The following is a 23,057-nucleotide window of genomic DNA, read 5'->3' as shown; positions in this document are numbered from 1 at the left end:
AAGCCGGTTTAAAGACTAGAATATCATTGTTCAGCATTTAGTGAAATAGTGCCTCGATAAAGGCCGCCTCAGCTTCAGTAGGTGAAATAAGCGGCAATCTGACGCCTCCAACAGGCAGACCATTCAGACTTAAAGCATATTTGACCGCTGAAGGATTCGGTAAAGGTTGTGGACATTCGAACAACCCCTTGAAAATAGGGAACAATTGCCGATGGATCTCTCCCGCTCGCTGAACATTTCCTGAGGTGTATGCATAGATCATTTCTGACATCTGTGCACCAACCACATGACTAGCTACACTGATAATTCCGTATCCTCCTACGGCTAGACTAGCTAAGCCCGCAGAGTCATCACCAGTATATACACGGAAGTCATCGGAACACGCAGAAGCGATAAGTGTTACTTGATCGACAGATGCACATTCTTTTGTCGCAACAATATTCGATATTTCAGCAAGTCGAAGGGTTGTGTCCACGCTCATACTTACACCCGTGCGACCGGGAACATTATACAGCATGACTGGCAATGAAGTCTCCATAGCAATCGCAGAAAAATGCTGATAGAGCCCTTCCTGATTAGGTTTATTGTAATAAGGAACGACCAAAAGTACGCCATCCACACCTATTTTCTCCGCTTCTTTCGTGAGGTGAATAGAGTGCTTCGTGTTATTACTGCCTGTTCCAGCAATAATTTTACAGCGACCATTCGCCTTCTCTAATACAAAAGAAAACAGCTGCAGTTTCTCCTCATCACTTAACGTTGGGGATTCCCCAGTTGTACCACAGACAACCAATGCCTCTGATTTCTGTTCCTCAATTAAATAATCGACAAGCTGTGAAGTTACATCCCAGTTGATTTCTCCATCCCCGTCAAAGGGGGTTACCATGGCTGTTATTAATCTTCCGAAATCCACTTTGAATTCCTCCTTAGCGGTGCAATTCAAACATAGCGTGCAGCGAACGCAGGGACTGCACCATATCCTCTTTCTTCACCAGCACCCAAATCGTTGTATTCGAATCTGCGGATTGGAGAATCTGAATATTTTGTGAGCTAAGTGCCTCAACGATACGCGCCATAATACCAGGTACACCATTAATTCCGCCCCCGATAACGGAAACTTTTGCACAACCTGATAAACTCTTAGGACGCAAGCCCAATTGCTGAAGTACTGAGATCGCCTTTTCTGATTTGTCATCGAACACAGTATAAAGAGCTTCAGTAGGAGTTACATTAATAAAATCAACGCTTATTCCGTTGTCGGCCATACTTTTAAAAATTTGCAGTTGAACGCCCGTACCATTTCCATCTGGACACTCCACAGAAATCTGTGTGACGTTGCTGACATAAGCAATCCCTGTTACGAAGCGATCTACAATGCCACCAGACTGGATGTCGTTGAATCCTTCAGGATTCGTAACCAGCGTACCTTCATTCTCAGAAAATGTTGAACGAACGCGTACTGGAATTTGTGCCTGCATAGCAATCTCAACCGCACGTGGATGGATCACTTTTGCTCCTTGATGAGCCATATTACAAATTTCTGTATAACTAACATACGTTAGCGGTTTTGCATCTTCAACGATCCGCGGATCTGCTGTAAGAATCCCGTTAACATCTGTATAGATATCAACCATATCTGCATGAAGGGCAGCACCCAGTGCAGTCGCAGAGGTGTCACTTCCTCCACGGCCCAAAGTCGTCAAATCACCAGCTTCAGTCTGTCCTTGGAACCCGGTCACTATAACTACTTTATCTTCACGCAGTTCGCGAAGAATACGTTCAGGACGTACATCTAGAATTCTTGCATTGCCATAGTTGCTATCTGTCATAAAACCAGCCTGAGCTCCCGTTAGTACCGTAGAAGCAATCCCTTCATTCTCCAGCAGGCCACAAAGTGTAGTAGCAGAGATAATCTCACCACAGCACATCAAGAGATCCTTCTCACGCTCTGGGAGTGAATCTCCATTCTGAACAGCCCAATCCAGCAGAGTATCTGTTGCATAAGGTTCTCCGCGTCTGCCCATTGCCGAAACGACAATGACCAAACTATAGCCGCTAGCGAGCTCCCGTTTGACATTACGAATGACGTGCTCTCTAGCTTGTGGTGTTGAAAGTGATGTTCCTCCGAATTTTTGTACCAGAATACCCATGTATAATTCCTCCATTATTGTCAAAGCAAACACACTAATCGTTCGTAAATAGAACTCATTTCGTCTCTAATGAGAAATTCCTTTACAGTACGTAAGCTTATTTCTTAAGTAATTTTCTTTTATTTTGAAAAATGGTTGTACCGCCCTCGAAATGAGGACGGTAGCAGTAAATCTTATATTTTTTGGTGGCAATGATCTCAGCAATGGGTTTAGCAGATCTTGGCTTTGAATGTTCACGACCGTATCTATTGATTAAGAAGTAACTCCGACCAAGGCGGCATTTAACTTCTCATTGCTCATTTAGTGCATCTCCCCTTTTATTGTCCGCAACTAGCTCCACCGATTCCGCCCTATTCTAGACGGAATGAAACTTTTCAATAATCATCGGCTGTAGTTGTTTACCTTGCAAAGCGGCATAGCAAGCTTCTGGGATAAGATCCATACGCGCTACTAACGAATTAGGTTTACCCTCAGGGTTATCCTGTCCGAATGGCACAAAATAAATATGTTTAGCCACTAGAAGCTTTGCAATATTTGCGGCATTAAGACCTAAGCCATCATTGGTAGATATCGCGAGAACAAGTGGACGTCCATTGCGCATCTGCGATTTTGCAGCCATGAGCACTGGACTATCGGTCATAGCATTTGCCAATTTACTCGTTGTATTTCCAGTGCAAGGTGCTATCGTCAGCACATCCAGCAGCTTGGAAGGACCCAGCGGTTCCGCTTCAACAATTGTAGAAATGATATCATTACCTGTTATATCTTTCAACTGTTTTAGCCAATTTTGCGATGTTCCAAAGCGGGTGTCGGTGCCTAGTACGGATGCTGAAACTATGGGCACTACGTTTGCTCCTCCATCTACGAAGCGTTGAATTTGCGGCATTACCTCCGCAAATGTGCAGTGAGATCCGGTAATCGCATACCCTACTGTTTTTCCGTGCCAATCCATTTTATTCGTCCCCCTTGATTAAAGCCTCGTCCGATATCGACTGAACCAGCGCATTTGCCATAATAATCCCAGCGCTTTTAGGAGCTACAATGCCAGGGAGTCCAGGTGCCAGCATCGCTTTAATTCCTCTTTTCTCGGCATAACGAAAATCACATCCACCTGGAGCAGAAGCCAGGTCGACAATTAAGCAATGCGGTGAGATACGTGAGAGTACTTGTGCGGTGATGATCATACTTGGAATCGTATTAAATATCAGATCAACATCCGGCACATGAAGCAACAGTTCACTGGTCATAAACGGCTTCCAGCCCATTTCCTCAGCACGTGCATAATGTTCCTGTTTTCTAACACCAGCTTTGACACTAGCACCCAATCCTTGCAGGCTTCTTGCCATTGTAAAACCCGTTCTGCCCAAGCCCAGTACCATCGATTTAGAACTGTGAATGGTAAAATCCGTGTTCTGTATGGCCATAACCAGTGCCCCTTCCGCTGTTGGGATGGAGTTGTAGATGGCTACATCATCACGATTAAGCAATTCAATTAACTTTAATGAATGCTTGGCGCACATGCCGCGTAAGTAGCTTTTAGCCATACCGCTATACACCAAACAATGGGGTGGCAGTGCAGCAAAATGTTCTTCCAAGAGCATCAAGCGTTCAGAAGAAAATAAAGCACTAATATTCCCTTCATCATCACAACCAACCGTAGGCAACACTAATACATCTGCATTACTAAGCAGCTCTACCGTCATCTGTTCCAGGCTCACCCCTGGGCAAGGGGCTTCCCATTTATCGAACCCGGCAGCGCTTACCGTCGCATCCAATTCCACACATTTCCGAATCACTTCAAGCTGTCTCGCGTCCCCGCCCAGGAACACGATCCTGACGCCAGTAAGCATAGGGATGACGCTCCTTTCAACATACACTATCGACTATAGAGCATCTTATGCTGGGCATTCTTAATGGGTGAAAAGCGGAGAAGAATTAGCATGCAGGCTTAAATGTGAAACTTATAAATTGTCATATTCAAACGAAAAAAGCTCGCGAATCACGCCGATTGGGCATAATTTCGCAAGCTTTTTAATAAGTCATATTATTTGCCAGTGTGACCGAAGCCTCCGGCTCCACGTTCTGTTTCGGATAAAGCATCTACTTCAACCAAAGTGACCACTGGAACCGCTTGAAATACCATTTGGGCAATGCGCTCATTACGAGCGATAGCAAATGGCTCTTGCCCTAGATTGATCAACAACACTTTGATCTCTCCACGATAATCAGCATCAATCGTTCCAGGTGTGTTCAAACACGTAATCCCATGCTTCAAGGCTAGTCCACTTCGTGGACGAATTTGAGCTTCTAATCCGTCTGGCATAGCTAATGATATGCCTGTTGGAATTAATGCACGTTCTCCAGGTGCAAGCACGACTTCGCTACCAACTGCGGCATATAGATCATACCCGGAAGCCTGTTCTGACATTTTACAAGGAAGATTAACATCCTCGTTTCCAGCTAGTTTATTGATTTGTACGTAATAAGACAAGATCATCTCTCCTAACATTTGCAATAGCTTTATCTGTTGAACCTACCATCGCTAAAGAAAGCGGCTCAGCAAACATATTATCAAGCACACTGTTGATATTGTCCATCGTTACTAACTGAATCTTGGCGATCATATCGTCTAATGTGTTATGTTTTCCGAGCATAAGTTCATTTTTTCCAATCCGATTCATCCGGCTACTAGTGCTTTCCAGGCTAAGAATAAGGCTACCTTTAAGCTGCTCCTTGCCTTTTCTCAGTTCATCTTCACTAAGACCCTCAGTAGCAAGTTCGTACATCATTTCCTTAATTAGCTCCGTTACATCCTTAGTTTGCTTCGGTGCTGTTCCAGCATAGACCGTGAACAAACCAGAATCCGCTTGAGAACTGTGGTATGAATATACAGAATAGGCTAGGCCACGTTTTTCGCGAATCTCTTGGAACATCCGTGAGCTCATACCGCCGCCAATGGCATTATTAATAAGCACCATAGCATATTGCAATGGGTCGCCAGAGCGGACCCCTGGTAGGGAAAGACAGATATGATTCTGTTCTGTTTTTTTGCGGTGAAACAACAAGTCCCCATAATAATCCGGTGGAGTCAACGGCGCAGATGTGCCATGATTAGCAAAAGAACCAAAATGCTGCTCCAGCAGCTCAATCAATCCATCGCTGATGTTCCCAGCTACACTAATTACCGTATTCTCAATCGTATACTGCTCCTTCATGTAGGCACGAAGATCATCCGGCTTCATCTCCATCAGCCGTTCCTTTAAGCCAAGGATAGAATACGCAAGCGGATGATCCTTGTAAGCAGCAGCACACATCAAATCATGCACAAGATCGTCTGGTGTATCTTCGCACATAGAAATTTCCTCAAGAATGACGTTCTTTTCTTTCTCCAGCTCTTCAGCATCCATACGTGAACGGAAGAACATATCTGCTAATACATCTACTGCGATAGGCAGATGCTCATCCAGTACTTTTGCATAATAGCAAGTATATTCCTTAGAAGTAAACGCATTTACATTGCCGCCAATAGCATCGAACTGTTCGGCAATATCCTTAGCACTATATCGGTCCGTACCTTTAAAAAGCATATGCTCTACAAAATGGGATATCCCGTTGTTTCCAGGGTGTTCATTCCGCGAACCTGTCTTCACCCATATTCCAAATGAAACGGACCGGCCGGTCGGAATTTTTTCCATCACTACTCGTAATCCATTGGATAATACTATTTTTTCCACTTCATGTCCTCCTGGCAATAGCCATGTTCTATCTAAATTAATACACGTGCCTATAATCCTACCAGAAATAGATCACTCACTCAACATCAGAGGGGATTAGACGCTCCGCTGACAGCGTTTGGCTAACTGTTCCTAGCTGTAACCCTTTTGCCTTTATCCCGCGTATCATGGCCTTCAGCGCCTTGGAGGATGAGGCAGTAGGATGCATTAGAACAAGTGTGCCGGCTTCAGCTTTGCTTGTGATTTTGGCAACTATAGATTCAGGAGAAGGATTTCGCCAATCCACCGTATCTACAGTCCAGAGTACAGTCTTTAAGCCCAAGCTGCTAGCGATTTCTACTGTCTCTTGATCGAAATCACCAGATGGAGGTGCGAACCATTTATTAGTGACTCCAAGCGATTCCTTTAGCAGCTTTTGCGTCTTCTCAATCTCAACGGTAGCCCGCGCTCGACTTAAAGTACTCATATTGGGGTGGGTATAGGCGTGATTCTCCATCTCATGACCACGCTTTAACATTTCTGTAGCAAGCTCTGGATTCTTACTCAGCCAGCTTCCATCCAGAAAAAACGTAACTTTCACGTTCTCTTCATCCAAAATATCCAGCATTGGCACGATATACTGATTCCCCCAAGCCACATTAATCATCAGTGATACCATCGGTTTCGCCGAATTTCCTCGATATATAGGTTCTGCTCCCAGTTCATTTAACGATACTTTTGGTTCGATCTGCCGATACACTAACTTTATGGGCTCTTTTGGTGCCAAAAGAGCATTCCGATAGGTACTCTCTACATCAATCTCAAGTCCGTTATAGCCCGGAATGGCTTTCCACACCCGGTCAACCACTGCATCCACTGGAGGTGCATTTAGTTTGGCCGCGGCGGTCTCAATCCTCAGACGAAGATCGTTGTTCGCCGCCTTAGGGATATCCATCCACACCGCGAGATCATCCTGCGGCTTCAATTGCGCAAGCATGTCTTTGACTGGTCCCTGTGTGCTACCAATTCCTATCACGATTGCTACACAAGCAACCACTAATGCCACTTTTTCCGTCTTCATGACGACTTCCTCCCCGGTAGAAACGAATTTCAGGTTCGTTCCACACGATTACAAAGACACTTTGTCCCAATCTATGAGACAAGGGAGGAATTTATGTCATGAACAGATACAAGACTAATAGATAGGAATGTTTGCTACAGTTTTCCAGCTTCGTTCATATAAAAAAAGAGCCAGAACGCAAATCGCTTCTGTCTCTTTTAATAATGAAATTAGATCCCTTTAGTAAAGGTTATTACTAAGATCAATCTTACGCTTTAGCTCCAGTTTCCGAAGTCAACACTGCTTTACGAGACAGGTTAACCCGGCCTTGTGGATCGATCTCGGTAACTTTAACGGTAATGGTGTCACCAATAGCAACAACATCTTCTACCTTAGCTACACGCTCAGTAGACAATTGGGAAATGTGTACCAATCCGTCTTTGCCCGGAATAAGTTCAACAAATGCACCAAATTTCTCAATACGTCTAACTGTACCCACATAGATTTCTCCGACTTGTACTTCACGCACAAGACCTTCGATAATCGAACGAGCCTTTTGGATCATTTCTTCATCTGAAGAACCGATAAAGACACGGCCATCTTGTTCGATGTCGATTTTCACGCCGGTTTCTTCAATAATTTTATTGATAATCTTACCACCAGCACCGATAACATCACGGATTTTGTCCGGATTGATGTTGATAATAATGATTTTTGGAGCATATTTGGACAGATTAGGTCTTGGCGCAGAGATCGCTTCATTCATTTTGTCCAAGATGAACAGACGGCCTTCTTTAGCCTGCTGAAGTGCATCTTGAAGAATGTTGCGGTCGATACCGGCAATCTTAATGTCCATTTGAATAGCTGTAACACCTTCTGCTGTACCAGCTACCTTGAAGTCCATATCTCCGAGATGATCTTCCATACCTTGAATATCCGTCAGGATGGAGACATGATCTCCGTCTTTGATCAGACCCATTGCTACTCCGGCTACTGGTGCTTTGATTGGCACACCAGCGTCCATCATAGCCAGAATGCTGGCACAGATACTTGCCTGGGAGGTAGAACCGTTAGATTCAATTGCTTCTGATACTAGACGAATCGTGTACGGGAATTCAGTTTCACTAGGAATTACCTTGGATAATGCACGTTCTCCAAGTGCTCCGTGACCGATTTCACGACGTCCTGGTGCTCTAAGCGGACGAGCTTCTCCTACGCTGAACGGAGGGAAGTTGTAATGGTGCATGAAACGTTTCGTTTCAGTAGGATCGATTCCGTCGAGGATTTGTACATCACCTAGAGCTCCAAGGGTACAAACGCTAAGGATTTGTGTTTGTCCACGTGTGAACAGACCGGAACCATGTGTACGCGGTAACAGGCTTGTATCACATTCAATCGGACGGATTTCATCAAGTTTACGTCCATCTGGACGAACCTTATCATGCGTGATTAGACGTCTTACTTCATCCTTCACGATATCATGTAGGACTTCTTTAACATCTTTCAGAAGCTCCGGTGCTTCTATGTACTTCTCTACGAAATACGCAACCGCTTCATCATTAACGACATCAATCGCTTCCTGACGAGCATGTTTTTCAGCAATTTTAACGGCTTCCACCAGACGAGCTTCAGCAAATGCACGGACCTCAGTATTCACGTCAGCATTCACTGCATGCAGCTTCACAGCCATTTTTTCTTTACCAGCCACTTTGACCAGTTCTTCAATGGTTGCAACGATCTTACGGATTTCATCATGACCGAACATAATCGCTTCGAGCATCACATCTTCCGTCACTTCATTCGCTTCTGCTTCAACCATCATGATTGCTTCCTTCGTTCCAGCAACCACTACATAAATATCACTGATTGCTTGCTGAGCCATATCCGGATTGATCACAAATTCTCCATTAATCCGACCTACAGCAACTCCGCCGATGGGTCCATCAAAAGGCACATCTGAAATACTAAGTGCAGCTGAAGTACCGATCATAGCAGCAATATCTGGTGCGCAGTCCTGATCCACACTCATTACCATGTTCAATACCTGAACATCGTTACGGAAACCTTCAGGGAACAGTGGTCTGATTGGTCGGTCAGTCAAACGGCTGGACAGAATCGCTTTCTCACTCGGTCTACCTTCCCGTTTAATAAATCCTCCCGGAATTTTACCTACCGCATATAATCTTTCCTCATAGTTAACTGTAAGCGGGAAAAAATCCAGGTCCTTCGGCTCTTTCGAAGCCGTAACGGTACATAATACCGAAGTATCCCCATAACGCACCATAACGGCTGCGTTTGCTTGTTTAGCTAGTCGGCCCGTTTCCAGCACAAGGCGTCTTCCGCCTAGCTGCATTTCTACACGTTTTTCCATAAATACCTCCTTGAATAGTAGTAGACCCGCAGTCAAATATTGCAGGTTCACATATCGATCTAATGAATCGGAAAGGCTTGTCCCCAAGCTAAAAACGCCTTCGGCGTCCTTATAAGGACGGTAGCGTTTATGCGAGAATTATAAGGATAAAGTATAGCATGAAACATATACTTTCTTATAATTCAAGGTATGTAGCCTGTTCTGTATACATATAAGAAGAAACGGCTAAGTCTTACAGATGATGTAAAGTGGCCGTTTTTACGAATAATCTCATCAGTCTTGCTATAAAGTTTTCCCTAAATTTTCAAAAAGCAACCCAGCTGTCCCGCTGTCGCTCCGAGAAGGACATACGGTATACAACCAGGCTGCTTTAAGGGTTATCTTATGGAAAATTAACGACGCAATCCCAGTCTTTCGATCAGGGCGCTGTAACGTCTGATGTCTTTGTTTTTCAAATACGCCAGAAGTTTACGACGTTGTCCAACCATTTTCAACAATCCGCGACGGGAGTGATGATCTTTCTTGTGCGTACGCAAGTGGTCAGTCAAATTAACGATGTTCTCCGTTAGGATAGCAACTTGCACCTCAGGGGATCCAGTATCGGATTCGTGAGTTTTGTGCTCGTCGATCAATTGATGTTTACGTTCTTGAGTTAATGCCATCCTGTTCACCTCCTTCAATATAATCGCCATTAGCCTCGTCACCGTCGGTGAGAACGTGCAACCAAGCTAAGGTTATGGTGCTGTAAGCCAGCAACGTTTATTAGTATAGCATCTCCATTAACAAAAGTAAACGGCTTGTCCGGGATGACTATAGATTATAACCCAAAATCTTCTTCGCGGTTTCTGCATCCTCACCGATTTGAGTAATCAATGCACCAATGGATTCGAATTTTCGTTCAGGACGAATGTAAGATACTAACTCCACCTTAAGCTCTTGATCATACAAATCACCTTCGAAGTCAAACAGATGGACCTCAAAGCTTGGCGTCAATACACCCTCATGAAAGGTAGGTTTAACGCCCACATTCATGACCCCGTACAAAACTTTATCCTTATAAAAGACTCGGACCGCATATACACCTTTAGTCGGAATGACAAAATGAGCACTGAGCTTCAAATTCGCCGTTGGAAAACCAATGGTGCGACCTCTCTTCTCACCATGACCCACTTCACCACGCAGATAGTAGCAACGTCCGAACCAGGAGTTTGCCAGCTCTAAATCCCCGTTTTGGAGACTTTTACGAATGCCGGAGCTGCTGACCTTCTCACCATCTAGCAGAAAAGGGGGAGCAACCTCTACATTCATAACACCTTCACCCAGCTTGCGAAGCATTTCAACATCGCCTTCACCTTGATAACCAAAACGAAAGTCAAAGCCGACAACTGCAGTTACAATATGTAGCGGCAAAAGCATAACAGAGACAAAATTCTGTGGACTTACACGGGAAAGCTGCTCGTTAAATTCAATAACATATAAGATATCGACACCCAAACTAGCAAGAATCTCCTGCTTTTCTACGGGTGGCGTCAAATACCCTTCATAATCACCCTTACCCATAACATCTTTAGGATGTGGATGAAATGTAAGGACTGCGGCCGGCACACCTTGTTTACGGGCTAGGGCCACAGCGGATGTAATGACGCTAGCATGCCCACGATGCAATCCGTCAAACTGCCCTAGAGCAGCCACTTGAGGCTGAGCCCACTCTGCAGCAGTCTCCGGAGACATCGGATAAGTTAACGTTACGGTTCTCACGCTGTTTCTCACCTACAATTCACTTGGTAAAATTGATTTAAGCTTGTGCAAATACCTTCACTGGAGCAATTGCACCTGTATCTTCCAATTCATAAATGCCAAGAAATCCACCTTGAAGATCGTATAGCCGAAATTGACTGTTCGTCTTCACCTCTGGAGCTATAAATCGTGAGGACAAACGCTGCCCCTGCAAAGCTGCCTTCTTTTTCTCATCCATTACAGTGTGCTTTGGCATATGAGAAATGGCTTCGTCTGCAGCGATTAAATGATCTTCCAATGTTCCGGCTTCCTTGTGAGTCGCAATATCCTCTAGCGTAAGACAATGACTGGCTGAAATCCCTGCCGACATCGTTCTCTCTAGTTTCACCATCACACCCGGCAGTCCAAGTGCTCGTCCGATATCGACACAGAGCGTACGAATGTACGTCCCCTTAGAGCAAAGCACCCGGAATGTGATATCGGGATGATTGCCTTCCCAAGTCATATCCGTCATTTCAATTTCATAAATCTCTACTTCACGGCTTTTACGTTCAACGGTTTTACCTTCTCTTGCTAACTCATAAAGACGTTTGCCGTCAACTTTAACCGCAGAATACATCGGTGGAACCTGAGAAATAACCCCTTTAAATGAAGCGAGCACTGATAGAATCTCTTCTTCAGTTACATGCACCTCATCTACAGTTTCTATAATAGTCCCAGTTAAGTCCTCAGTATCACTGGACATCCCTAGTCTCAGTGTTGCCACATATTCTTTAGGCAACTCCTGAATATACTCCACGACACGAGTAGCACGGCCCAGACAAAGTGGCAGCACACCTGTTACCTGTGGATCAAGCGTTCCCGTATGTCCGATCCGTTTCATACCGAGAATACGACGCGCCTTGGCCACAACATCATGTGAAGTGAAGCCGGCCGGCTTGTAAACCGCCAGTACACCTTCTAATTCACTCATAAATGACGTCTTACCTCCTCAAGCACCTGCGATATTGCCGTTTCGAGTGTAGCTTCTATACGCGCACCTGCAGCACGGGTATGACCGCCACCTCCAAACGTTTGCGCTAGATCAGCCACGTCGACCTTACCCGCAGAACGCAAACTAACTTTAACCGCATGTTCATGAATGACTTTGAACAGAATCCCTACTTCCACACCTCGAATATTACGAGGGTAGTTCACGAGACCTTCTAAATCTTCATTAGCAGCAGCACATTCAATCATATCCTCCGGTGTAACATAGAGCCAGGCAATATCCCCTTCGGGTGATAATTGAAGAGTATTTAACGCTTTATTTAAAATTTTAATCTGCGGCAATGTCATTTCTTCAAGTAATGTCTCAGCCAGTTCAGGACCGTTAACGCCATAAGAAAGCAGTTCAGATACGGCTGCCATTACTTTTGGTGATGTGTTGGTATATCGAAATCCACCAGTATCTGTCAAAAGACCTGTGTATAAAGCTGTGGCGATATCAATGTCCCATTCAATATCGAACGTCTTCAGCAGATCGAACAAAATTTCCGCAGTCGCAGCAGCATCCGGTTTAATTAAATTCACAAGTCCATAACCGTTGTTAGTGGGATGATGGTCAATGTTCAAGATTAGAGCATCCTTCGCAAAATAGCGATGAGTCAGTCCTACTCGCTGAAAATCAGCACAATCCACACAGATCACATTGCTGTATTGACGGGGCGGCTCACTAGAGGCCATATTGATGATTTCATCCGAATGCCATAAATATTCCATCCGCTTCGGTATCGGTCCTTCATTCAGCATAGTGTATTTTTTGCCCAGACATGAGAGAAGCCAGCCCACCGCTAGGGTGGAGCTGACTGCATCTCCGTCCGGCTGAACATGCGACACTACAAGGTAATCGTCGTGTTCCAGCAGAAACTCACGGGTCTGCTGGAGACTTTGTTCATAGCTCTGCATTCGCCGTCTCCTTTATAAAGGTTGTTCAAAATAGCCTTGAGCTATTTTGAACTCCTTTTAGTACCTATTTCTAATCGTTCTTATGAAGCTCTCCAAGAAGTTTCTCAATGTGACTGCCATAAGCGACAGATTCATCGATCTTGAAGATCAGTTCCGGTGTATGCCGAAGGCGTATCGCCTTGCCAAGCTCGGAGCGAAGAAAACCATTAGCTTTCTCAATCGCTTTAAGGGAGCCTGACTTCTGCTCTTCATCCCCGAACACGCTTAGGTATACTTTCGCTTGCGACAGATCGTTAGTCACGTCTACGCCAGTTACAGTTACAAAACCGATTCGAGGATCTTTCAGTCCGCTTTGGATAAGTTGACTAAGCTCTTTCTTGATCTGCTCGCCCACTCGTCCTGCTCTAATTTTAGACATCTATATTCACCTCTTCGCTTAGCGCTCTACAGTTTCCATAAGAAACGCTTCGATAATGTCGCCCTCTTGGACGTCATTATAGCGTTCCAAAGTTATGCCGCATTCATAACCTTGCGCCACTTCTTTGGCATCATCTTTAAAGCGTTTCAAGGTATCAACTTTACCTGTAAATACAACGATTCCGCTACGGATCAAGCGCATTTCAGCATTACGGGTAATTTTACCATCAATTACCATACAACCTGCAATGGTACCCACTTTACTGATTTTGAAGACGCTACGTACTTCAGCGTGACCGATAACGTTCTCTTTATAGATAGGATCAAGCATACCCTTCATTGCACTTTCAATTTCCTCGATTACATTGTAGATGATGTTATGGAGACGAACATCTACTTTTTCTTGTTCAGCAGCTGCCTTAGTTTGAGCGTCCGGACGAACGTTAAAGCCAATAACAATAGCATTAGATGCTGCTGCAAGTGTAATATCGGATTCCGTAATGGCACCAGCACCACTGTGAATGATCTTCACGCGGACGCCTTCCACTTCGATCTTAGCCAGGGAACCTTTAAGTGCCTCGACTGAACCTTGTACGTCAGCTTTAATGATAACGTTAAGGTCTTTGATTTCGCCGTCTTTAATGTGCTGGAACAAATCATCCAATGTTACACGGGTGTTCGTATTCAGCTCAGATTGACGTTGGGATGTGGAACGTCTATCAGCAATCGCACGGGCTTTACGCTCGTCTTCGAAAGCCATAAACGGATCGCCAGCTTGTGGTACCTCAGTCAAACCAGTAATTTCTACTGGTGTGGAAGGTCCAGCTTCCTTGATCTTACGTCCTTTATCATTAACCATCGCACGTACACGACCGAAGCAGTTACCTGCTACGAAAGCATCGCCGACTTTCAATGTACCGTTCTGTACCAGAACACGTGCAACTGGTCCACGATTCTTATCAAGCTCAGCTTCTATAACCGTACCGCGTGCCCGTTTGTCAGGGTTCGCTTTGTACTCATTTACTTCAGCAACGAGCAGAATCATTTCCAGCAGTTCTTCCAAGTTAATACGTTGTTTTGCAGAAAGGTTAACGAAGATGGTATCTCCGCCCCACTCTTCAGGAACGAGTTCATAGCTTGTAAGCTCTTGCTTCACTTTGTCAGGATCTGCACCCGGCTTGTCGATTTTATTAACAGCGACAATAATCGGAAGTCCAGCAGCCTTAGCATGTGCAATAGCTTCAACGGTCTGAGGCATAACACCGTCATCAGCAGCAACTACGATAATAGTCATATCTGTTACCTGTGCACCACGAGCACGCATAGCAGTAAATGCTTCGTGACCAGGTGTATCTAGGAACGTGATTTTCTTCTGGTTGATTTCAACTTGATAAGCACCGATATGCTGTGTGATTCCGCCTGCTTCGCCTAGAGATACACTCGTCGAACGAATGGCATCCAGCAAAGTAGTTTTACCGTGGTCAACGTGACCCATGATCGTAACTACTGGAGGACGTGACTGAAGTTCTTCTTCAGCATCATTCTCTTCCACAGTTTCAAAGCTATCCTCATCAACAGGAATCTTCACTTCTACTTCTACGCCGAATTCAGCAGCGAGTAGCAGGATGGTGTCGATATCCAGCTCTTGGTTGATGGTTGCCATAACACCCATAGAGATCAGCTTCTTAATTACTTCAGAAGCGTCTTTGTGAAGCAATTTTGCTGTTTCACCAACAGTCATGCTACCACGAACGATAATCTTCTTAGGTGTGTTATCGATCTTCTCACGGTGAACCATTGGCTGATTCTTGCCGCGGCCATTCTTACCACCACGACCGCGGTAGTTACCGCCTTTGCCATCATCAAACCGTCTATTGTTCGTATTTGGTCTACCACCAGTTGTGTTCTTCTTAGGACCTCTGTCGTCACCGCGTGTGAAGCCACCGCCAGTGCCAGATTGACCTTGTGGGCGGCTGTCAGTGCGAGGTGCACTGCTTTGTCCTTGCGGACGGCTGCCAGTATTATTTCCTTGTGGACGGCTACCACCGGTATTACTACCTTGCGGACGGCTGCCACCAGTGCTGCTGCCTTGCGGACGGCTACCACCGGTACTGCTACCTTGTGGACGGCTGCCAGTATTACTTCCTTGCGGACGGCTGCCACCAGTGTTGCTACCTTGTGGACGATTGCCGCCTGTGCTACTTCCTTGCGGACGGCTTCCGCTAGTACTGTTAGTACGTGGAGCTCCGCTTTGTTGCGGACGTGCATTCTGCGTTGAACCTGTTGTTGTTCTGCGGGAATCTTGTCCGCTTTGGGGCCTTGGGGACGTCGTCGATTGGTTGTTGTTTTGGTTACTGTTCATACCTACCTGCTTTTCCTGTTGATTTTTGTTGGCATTCTGAGCACTTTGGGGTTCGGCAGTTACCGCACCGGTTGTCACCGGACGGCTGCTAGAGCTGGTATCCCGTTTGGCTGCAGCGTTCGACTTGATATCCTTGAAGAATTGCTCTACTTTGTTCACGGAACCGTTCTCCATGACACTCATATGATTATTCACAGGGACATTCAAACGCTTCAGAATTGTAATAATTTCTTTACTGCTCATGTTTAGTGACTTGGCGTATTCGTACACGCGCAATTTATCTTTGTTCTCTTCTTTAGTCAATAAATCCACCTCCGACAGTATCTCCGAGTTGCTTGGAGATCATTTCCGCGAATCCTTTATCCGTAATGGCCAGTACTACACGCTGGTCTTTACCAATACTTGCACCGAGGCTGTCTCGGTGAAATGCGATTACTAGTGGAATATCGTAGGTTCCGCATTTATCACGGAACTTTTTTTGGGTATTATCTGAAGCGTCACCTGCCAGAACGACCAGCTTCGCCTCTGAAGACCGTACAGCTTTGAGTACAGCCTCATCGCCGGTGACTATCTTGCCTGCTCTCATGGCAAGCCCTAAATAAGAAAGCGCCTTACTCATTATCCTCACTATCCTTTGCTGCTAGAAACTGCTCTTCCACGGAAGTAAACTCCCGGGCAAGCTGGTCATAGATTTCAGGACTCACTTGACATTTCAAAGCGCGGTCAAGTGCTTTATTCTTCTGTGCCAGCTTAAAGCATTCAAGCTTGCCGCATATGTAAGCACCACGGCCTGACTTCTTTCCTGTCAGATCAATCAGTACTTCACCCTCGGGCGTTCTAACCACTCGAATCAGCTCTTTTTTCGGCATCATCTCCTGGGTAGCAACGCATTTGCGCAGCGGCACCTTTCTTTGTTTCATACATACGCCTCCCGTCAAGCAGGTTAATTAATCAATGGAGACGGAATCCTGATGCATTTCATCAATAGAAGTTCTCGGTCTACCGTATTCCTGCTCCGCTTGACTTTCACTCTTGATATCAATTTTCCAGCCGGTAAGCTTAGCGGCAAGACGTGCATTTTGCCCTTTAATACCGATAGCCAGTGATAATTGATAATCAGGAACGATCACCCGTGCCATTTTCTCTGCTTCAAAGACTTGAACTTCAAGCACCTTAGAAGGGCTGAGTGCATTAGCGACATACTCCTGCACCAGATCAGAGTAACGGACGATATCGATCTTCTCGCCACGAAGCTCAGTAACGATGGTTTGAACGCGTGTTCCTCTTGGGCCTACGCAAGAACCAACTGGATCCACTTCCGGATTGCGGGAATACACAGCAATCTTCGAACGGAAGCCAGCTTCGCGAGCTACGGAACGAATTTCAACTACACCATCAAAGATTTCCGGAACTTCTAGTTCGAACAGACGCTTCAGCAATCCGGGATGACTGCGGGACAGCATAATTTGCGGTCCTTTGGTGGTGTTCTCAACTTTAGTGATATAAGCCTTGATACGCTCGCTTTGTTTAAACTTCTCACCTGGCATCAATTCGCTAAGCGGCAAGACCGCTTCAATTTTACCAAGATCAATGTAAATGTTCCGCATATCTTGACGTTGTACAAGTCCTGTTACAATATCATCTTCTTTGTCAATAAAGGCATTATAGATGAGTCCACGCTCTGCTTCGCGAATCCGTTGTGTTACAACCTGCTTTGCAGTCTGTGCAGCAATACGCCCGAAATCACGTGGTGTTACTTCAAGCTCAGCAATGTCTTCAAGCTGGAAATGCGGGTTAATTTCTCTGGCTGCCGGCAATGAGATTTCAGTCCTTGTATCCAGGACCTCTTCAACAATTAGCTTGCGGGCAAACACTTTAATGACACCTGTGTTGCGGTTCATGTCAACACGCACGTTCTGTGCTGCATTGAAATTACGTTTATAACTAGAGATCAGCGCCGCTTCGATCGCTTCGAACAGCACATCTTTACTGATGCCTCTCTCCCTTTCCAGCTCATTCATTGCTTCAATAAACTCCATACTCATGAATTTCCGGCCCCCCTTTCAAGACGTTAAAAAATAATGGCCAATCTCGCGCTTGCGACTTTGGCATACGGTACTACATGTTCTTTTTTGCCCGCGGAGATGAGCAGTTCCTCGTTCTCGAACGAGAGCAAACGACCTTCAAATTCTTTGAGTCCTTGAATCGGCTCATAAACAGTCACATACACGTCCTTACCTACCGCTTTAGCTACATCCGCAGCTTTTTTGAGAGGACGCTCTGCTCCCGGTGAGGAAACCTCAAGGAAATATGCCTCAGGGATAGGATCATTCTCATCCAACTGCTGACTGAAATATTCGCTAATGCTTCCGCAGTCATCAATATCAATGCCGCCTTCTTTATCTACGAATATACGCAGAAACCAATTGGAGCCTTCCTTCACGTATTCAACGTCCACCAGTTCGAAACCATTGTCGTCGAGATAGGGCCCGAGCATCTGCTCTACCGTTTGTTTAATTTTAGATTTGGGTGTGCTCAAAAGAAAATTACCTCCACGAACTTGTCTTTTGCTATATACCAAAGATAAAGAGTGGGTTTCCCCACTCTTTACACAACGGACTTATCTCATTATTACCAAAGAAATTATACCATAGTGAGTCTGGACTGACAAGTGCTAGCCCTTGACTCCCCCTTTGGAGCTCTCTTTTCTAGCCATGAAATAAGTGTTGTTAAAGCCTTTAAAATAGGGAAAGTTGATTGCTCTCCGGTAGGCCGCGGAAGCAGCCCATATTGGTTAGCAGCTCAATAACTGTCTTACTCGCCTTGGATTTTTGCTGGAAATCCTCAATAGAAAGGAACTCCCCGGCATCTTTCGCAGCGGCAATGTTGATAGCAGCATTCTCACCAATTCCCGCTAATGCGGAAAACGGAGGAATCAAACTCTTGTCATCAACAATAAACTTATTCGCTTCCGAACGGTAAAGATCAATGTTTTTGAATGTAAACCCACGTGCCGTCATCTCCAAAGCCATCTCAAGGACAGGCAACATAGCCTTTTCCTTTGGCAAAGCTTGAAATCCTTTTTGCTCAATTTCTACGATCTGACGGTTGATCGCTTCATATCCCTTACAGCACAATTCAATATCAAAATCTGCTGCACGTACAGAGAAATAAGTCGCATAATATTCAATAGGATGATACAGCTTGAAGTAGGCGGTACGTACTGCAGAAATTACGTATGCAGCAGCATGCGCCTTCGGGAACATGTATTGAATCTTCAGACAAGAATCAATATACCATTGTGGAACCTTGCACTTTTTCATTTCCTCGATCCATTCGTCAGATAAACCTTTACCTTTACGAACACTCTCGGTAATTTTAAAGGCCAAGCTCGCATCCATTCCCGCTTTATAAATTAAGAAGAGCATGATGTCATCCCGACAACCGATAACGGTCTTAATGTTACAAGTGTTATTCTTTATAAGCTCTTGCGCGTTACCAAGCCAAACTCCAGTACCATGAGACAAACCTGATATTTGCAGTAAGTCAGCAAAGCTGGATGGTTTCGACTCAATAAGCATTTGACGTACGAACTTAGTACCCATTTCGGGCACACCATAGGTCGCAACCGGTGATCTGATTTCGTCAGGTCTTACTCCAAGTGCATCTGTAGAGTTAAACATGCTCATTACTTTCGGATCATTCATCGGGATAGAAGTTGGATCAACACCTGTCAAATCCTGCAGCATCCGCATCATCGTCGGATCATCATGACCCAGAATATCAAGCTTCAGCAAATTCGCGTCAAAAGCGTGATAATCAAAGTGTGTGGTCTTCCATTCGGCATTGACATCATCCGCCGGGAATTGCACTGGCGTAATATCTTCTACCTCCATATAGTCTGGAACAACGACTATACCACCAGGATGCTGTCCCGTACTACGTTTAACACCTGTACAACCGGCCGCCAGACGGCCAACTTCAGCTCCACGCCAACGTTTCTGGTGAAGTTCTTCGTATTTTTTTGCAAATCCGAAAGCTGTCTTCTCAGCCACGGTACCAATCGTTCCGGCACGGAATACATTTTTCTCACCAAACATTTCTTTGGTAAAGTTATGTGCATTCGGCTGATATTCCCCTGAGAAGTTCAAGTCGATATCGGGAACTTTATCCCCTTTAAATCCAAGGAAGGTCTCGAACGGAATATCCTGGCCTTCACCTTTGAGCTTCTGACCGCAATCCGGGCAAACTTTATCTGGTAAATCGAATCCGCTCCGCACACTACCGTCCAGGAACCATTCACTATGGCGACACTCAGGGTTTAGGCAAATATAATGCGCAGGCAAAGGATTAACTTCTGAAATTCCAAGAAATGTAGCTACTACAGAAGAGCCTACAGAACCCCGCGAACCTACGAGATATCCATCTCGATTTGATTTTTTAACGAGACGTTCAGAAATCAAATAGTTGGCAGAGAACCCGAATTTAATAATCGGTGCAAGCTCTTTCTCCAAACGGGCAATAACTACTTCAGGTAGTTCTTCGCCATAAATGGATTTGGCAGTGTTATAACAGGTCTCGCGAATTTCTTCGTCCGCCCCTTCAAGAATTGGTGTAAATAGCTTATCTGGAAATAGCTCCAGCTCTTCAAAACGTTCTGCCAGCTCAACTGTATTCGTAACCACGACTTCCATCGCTTTTTCAGCACCGAGAAATTCGAATTCAGACAGCATTTCATCCGTTGTGCGGAAGTGTGCATCCGGTTTGCGTTGGTCTTTAAGCGGACTAAAGCCTGTGATCCCATTAATCGTAATATCACGATACAGCTTGTCCCGGGGTTCAAGATAATGCACATTCCCCGTTGCGATAACAGGTTTATTCAACTGTTCCCCTATTTCGCAAACCTTGCGGACTACATCGCGAAGCTCATCAGGGCCTGCTACAAAGCCCTTGTCCACCAAGTGCATGTACATGGTCAATGGCTGAATCTCCAGCACATCATAAAAATGAGCAACCTCCATGGCTTCCTCAGTCGTTTTGTTGAGTACTGCTTCAAAAAACTCTCCACGTTCACAACCGGAAATCACGAGCAGTCCATCTCTATGCTCTTCCAGCTTGGATTTCGGAATACAAGGTACACGTTTGAAATATTCCGTATGTGACATGGAAATGAGCTTATAGAGATTTTTTTTGCCTACTTGATTAAGTGCATAAATATTACAGTGGAACGGTCTTGTGTTCGAAAGATCATTACCCACATAATCGTTTAGTCGATCAAGGCGGGTCATGCCCTTCATCTTTTCAGCATCTGCGAGCAATCCCGTTAATATACCGCCGAGCGCTATGGTATCATCAATCGCACGGTGATGGCTTTCCAGAAGAACTTTATATTTATCGGCTAATGTGTTCAGCCTGTGATTCTTCATGCTTGGATATAGTAACCGAGCGAGCTCAAGCGTATCAAGAGATGGATTCGGAAGCACAGGTTCACCTATTTTACGTAACGAGGCCTGAATAAAACCCATATCAAATCTGGCGTTATGAGCAACAAGGATACTGTCACCCACAAATTCAACAAACTTACGCAGCACTGGCTCAAGATCAGGAGCATCCTTAACCATTTCATCCGTAATATTGGTCAATTGCTGAATATGATAAGGGATCTTCTCATGCGGATTAACAAAAGTAGAATAACGGTCTACTTCTTTGCCTTCGCACATTTTAATGGCCGCCAGCTCCGTAATATTATTGCGGGTAATCGATAATCCAGTGGTCTCTATATCAAACACTACATAGGTAGCTGTCTTCAAGTCCAAAGGCTGAGCATTCTCGACAATATTCACAGAGTCATTCACAACATTGGCTTCCACGCCATAAATCATTTTTATCTTATGCTTATGAGCTGCATGGTTCGCATCAGGAAAAGCCTGAACTCCGCCATGATCAGAAATAGCAATCGCAGGATGCCCCCACTGGGCAGCTGTTTTGACATAGGTAGTGATCGGAGTGACCGCATCCATCGTACTCATCGTAGTGTGAAGGTGGAATTCCACCCGTTTCTTAGGAGCCGTATCTTTACGCGCAGGCGGTGCCTTAACTTCCGTTAAATCCGAAGGGATCATCACTAGCTCAGGAATCTGCATAAAACGGTCATATTCAACTTTTCCGCGTGCTCTTACCCATTTACCGTTTGCTAGCTGACTCATAACCTTCAGATCATCTTTAGTCTTCGCGAACATCTTCATTTGTAGAGAATCCGTAAAATCGGTCAAACTGAAGGTGAACAAGGTACTACCATTGCGAAGTTCCTTACGATCCAGACCAAAAATGGTACCCTGAATTGTAATTTTCTTCTCTTCATCTTGAATTTCAAGAATCGGCACAGCCTGTTCCTTAATTTCATACCCCACTTGAAGCTTAATTACTTCATTAGGATCGCTATCATCAGCAGGAGCTTCTGATTCTACAGCAGTCATCATCTGCTCAACGATCTCGCGTTGTTCTTGCTGAAGCTTTTGTTGAAATTCTTCGTATGCTTCAACATTATTATTTTCGTTCTCTGCCATTAGCACTTTAACTTTTAAGGAGAGACCGAAATACTTATCATAAAATTTAATAATTGCCCCATCGATGCCTTTTTTACGAGCCAGCTCCATAGAAGTGGAGTCACTCATCGTCAGCATTAAAGTGTCATCTTTAAGCTCTTGGGTAGAACGTGTCAGCCAGCCATTAACCGAAGGGATCTCGCGAGTCACCCACTCCAGAAACAATCCCCAATATTCTTGGACTAGCTCTGCTCTACTAACTTTTTGATCATATACGAATAAAAAGCTTACTTTGGCTATATGCTGTAGCTTCTCGCGCATTCTGAGGCAAAATGTCCGGTATACCTGCGCTGGAACCAGACTTTCTTTCGCAATCACAATTTGCCAGTCTCGGTTACCACGGCTGATCTCTACTCGTTCTATATATCCATCTAAAAAGTAGGGATCCATAATTGCAGGTGGAATTTCACCTTGCTTCATCAAGAGCTCGAATCTTTTTCTTCTCTCCTGGTTTTGTTCCATGCTTTCCTCCCACCTTTGATAACTCCGTAAAACACAATCAATGATATTCAGTGAAAGTTATGACAAGCATAAACGCCTTCGGCGTCCTTATGAGGACGGTAAGTGTTTATGCGAGAAATAAAAGGATAATTTATTACGTAAGCCTATAAATTCTTATATTTTAAAAAGCTTCTGGATTCAAAAAGCATTGGGTTTTTTCGGCCCGCTGACTCCTCTCTCCAGAAGCTAGATTA

18 protein-coding genes and 1 pseudogene are annotated in these 23,057 nt (G+C 44.8%); all 19 read right to left on the bottom strand.

Annotated features, from left to right (window positions below):
- Positions 1–37: 37 nt before the first annotated feature.
- The 19 genes and pseudogenes from dapA to ACQKMP_RS13365 all read right to left on the bottom strand — a co-directional run bounded on the left by dapA (position 38) and on the right by ACQKMP_RS13365 (position 22,824).
- The gene (gene dapA, locus ACQKMP_RS13455) at positions 38–913 is read right to left on the bottom strand and encodes a 4-hydroxy-tetrahydrodipicolinate synthase (RefSeq protein WP_042189404.1); all 876 of its coding nucleotides are present in this window, start codon (positions 911–913) and stop codon (positions 38–40) included.
- Between the two features lie 13 nt (positions 914–926).
- The gene (gene dapG / locus ACQKMP_RS13450) at positions 927–2,150 is read right to left on the bottom strand and encodes an aspartate kinase (protein ID WP_042189405.1); all 1,224 of its coding nucleotides are present in this window, start codon (positions 2,148–2,150) and stop codon (positions 927–929) included.
- Between the two features lie 355 nt (positions 2,151–2,505).
- A complete protein-coding gene (locus tag ACQKMP_RS13445; protein ID WP_042189406.1) occupies positions 2,506–3,102 on the bottom strand; it encodes a dipicolinate synthase subunit B in 597 nt (198 codons plus the stop codon).
- Position 3,103: 1 nt separating this feature from the next.
- Positions 3,104–4,000, bottom strand: a complete 897-nt coding sequence (gene dpsA, locus ACQKMP_RS13440) for a dipicolinate synthase subunit DpsA (RefSeq protein ID WP_042189407.1) — start codon at positions 3,998–4,000, stop codon at positions 3,104–3,106.
- 194 nt (positions 4,001–4,194) lie between these two features.
- On the bottom strand, positions 4,195–4,641 hold the full coding sequence (gene dut, locus ACQKMP_RS13435; RefSeq protein WP_197071224.1) for a dUTP diphosphatase: 447 nt from the start codon (positions 4,639–4,641) through the stop codon (positions 4,195–4,197).
- Positions 4,616–5,884 carry a M16 family metallopeptidase gene (locus tag ACQKMP_RS13430; RefSeq protein ID WP_042189409.1) on the bottom strand — a complete coding sequence of 423 codons (1,269 nt, stop codon included), beginning with the start codon at positions 5,882–5,884 and terminating at the stop codon, positions 4,616–4,618. Before ACQKMP_RS13430 ends, dut begins: the two co-directional genes overlap by 26 nt.
- A gap of 76 nt (positions 5,885–5,960) precedes the next feature.
- Positions 5,961–6,944 (bottom strand): polysaccharide deacetylase family protein, encoded by a 984-nt coding sequence (locus ACQKMP_RS13425; RefSeq protein ID WP_042189410.1) that lies wholly within the window; start codon positions 6,942–6,944, stop codon positions 5,961–5,963.
- Between the two features lie 247 nt (positions 6,945–7,191).
- A complete protein-coding gene (gene pnp, locus ACQKMP_RS13420) occupies positions 7,192–9,294 on the bottom strand; it encodes a polyribonucleotide nucleotidyltransferase (protein WP_042189411.1) in 2,103 nt (700 codons plus the stop codon).
- A 392-nt stretch (positions 9,295–9,686) separates the two neighbouring features.
- A complete protein-coding gene (rpsO, locus tag ACQKMP_RS13415; RefSeq protein ID WP_036656390.1) occupies positions 9,687–9,956 on the bottom strand; it encodes a 30S ribosomal protein S15 in 270 nt (89 codons plus the stop codon).
- A gap of 148 nt (positions 9,957–10,104) precedes the next feature.
- Positions 10,105–11,052 carry a bifunctional riboflavin kinase/FAD synthetase gene (locus ACQKMP_RS13410; RefSeq protein ID WP_042189412.1) on the bottom strand — a complete coding sequence of 316 codons (948 nt, stop codon included), beginning with the start codon at positions 11,050–11,052 and terminating at the stop codon, positions 10,105–10,107.
- A gap of 37 nt (positions 11,053–11,089) precedes the next feature.
- The gene (gene truB, locus ACQKMP_RS13405) at positions 11,090–12,004 is read right to left on the bottom strand and encodes a tRNA pseudouridine(55) synthase TruB (RefSeq protein ID WP_042189413.1); all 915 of its coding nucleotides are present in this window, start codon (positions 12,002–12,004) and stop codon (positions 11,090–11,092) included.
- A complete protein-coding gene (locus ACQKMP_RS13400; RefSeq protein ID WP_042189414.1) occupies positions 12,001–12,978 on the bottom strand; it encodes a DHH family phosphoesterase in 978 nt (325 codons plus the stop codon). The genes truB and ACQKMP_RS13400 overlap by 4 nt, the downstream gene beginning before the upstream one ends.
- A gap of 70 nt (positions 12,979–13,048) precedes the next feature.
- Entirely contained in the window at positions 13,049–13,396 is a 348-nt protein-coding gene (rbfA, locus tag ACQKMP_RS13395) for a 30S ribosome-binding factor RbfA (protein WP_042128856.1), read from the bottom strand.
- Positions 13,397–13,414: 18 nt separating this feature from the next.
- A complete protein-coding gene (gene infB / locus ACQKMP_RS13390) occupies positions 13,415–16,060 on the bottom strand; it encodes a translation initiation factor IF-2 (protein WP_076299231.1) in 2,646 nt (881 codons plus the stop codon).
- Positions 16,055–16,376: pseudogene (locus ACQKMP_RS13385) on the bottom strand (YlxQ family RNA-binding protein); the annotation flags it as partial. The gene infB and the pseudogene ACQKMP_RS13385, both read right to left, overlap by 6 nt.
- On the bottom strand, positions 16,369–16,677 hold the full coding sequence (rnpM, locus tag ACQKMP_RS13380) for an RNase P modulator RnpM (protein WP_042189416.1): 309 nt from the start codon (positions 16,675–16,677) through the stop codon (positions 16,369–16,371). The pseudogene ACQKMP_RS13385 and the gene rnpM, both read right to left, overlap by 8 nt.
- A gap of 27 nt (positions 16,678–16,704) precedes the next feature.
- Positions 16,705–17,802 (bottom strand): transcription termination factor NusA, encoded by a 1,098-nt coding sequence (nusA, locus tag ACQKMP_RS13375; RefSeq protein ID WP_042189417.1) that lies wholly within the window; start codon positions 17,800–17,802, stop codon positions 16,705–16,707.
- Positions 17,803–17,828: 26 nt separating this feature from the next.
- Positions 17,829–18,296 carry a ribosome maturation factor RimP gene (gene rimP, locus ACQKMP_RS13370; protein ID WP_042128863.1) on the bottom strand — a complete coding sequence of 156 codons (468 nt, stop codon included), beginning with the start codon at positions 18,294–18,296 and terminating at the stop codon, positions 17,829–17,831.
- A gap of 199 nt (positions 18,297–18,495) precedes the next feature.
- On the bottom strand, positions 18,496–22,824 hold the full coding sequence (locus ACQKMP_RS13365) for a PolC-type DNA polymerase III (protein WP_042189418.1): 4,329 nt from the start codon (positions 22,822–22,824) through the stop codon (positions 18,496–18,498).
- Positions 22,825–23,057: the final 233 nt, after the last annotated feature.

The organism is Paenibacillus sp. NPDC101420 (assembly GCF_050277435.1).
In the GTDB taxonomy this organism is placed as follows: Bacteria; Bacillota; Bacilli; order Paenibacillales; family Paenibacillaceae; genus Paenibacillus_AQ.
Note: the sequence above shows the minus strand (reverse complement) of the source record. Positions and strands in the feature narration are given on the sequence as shown.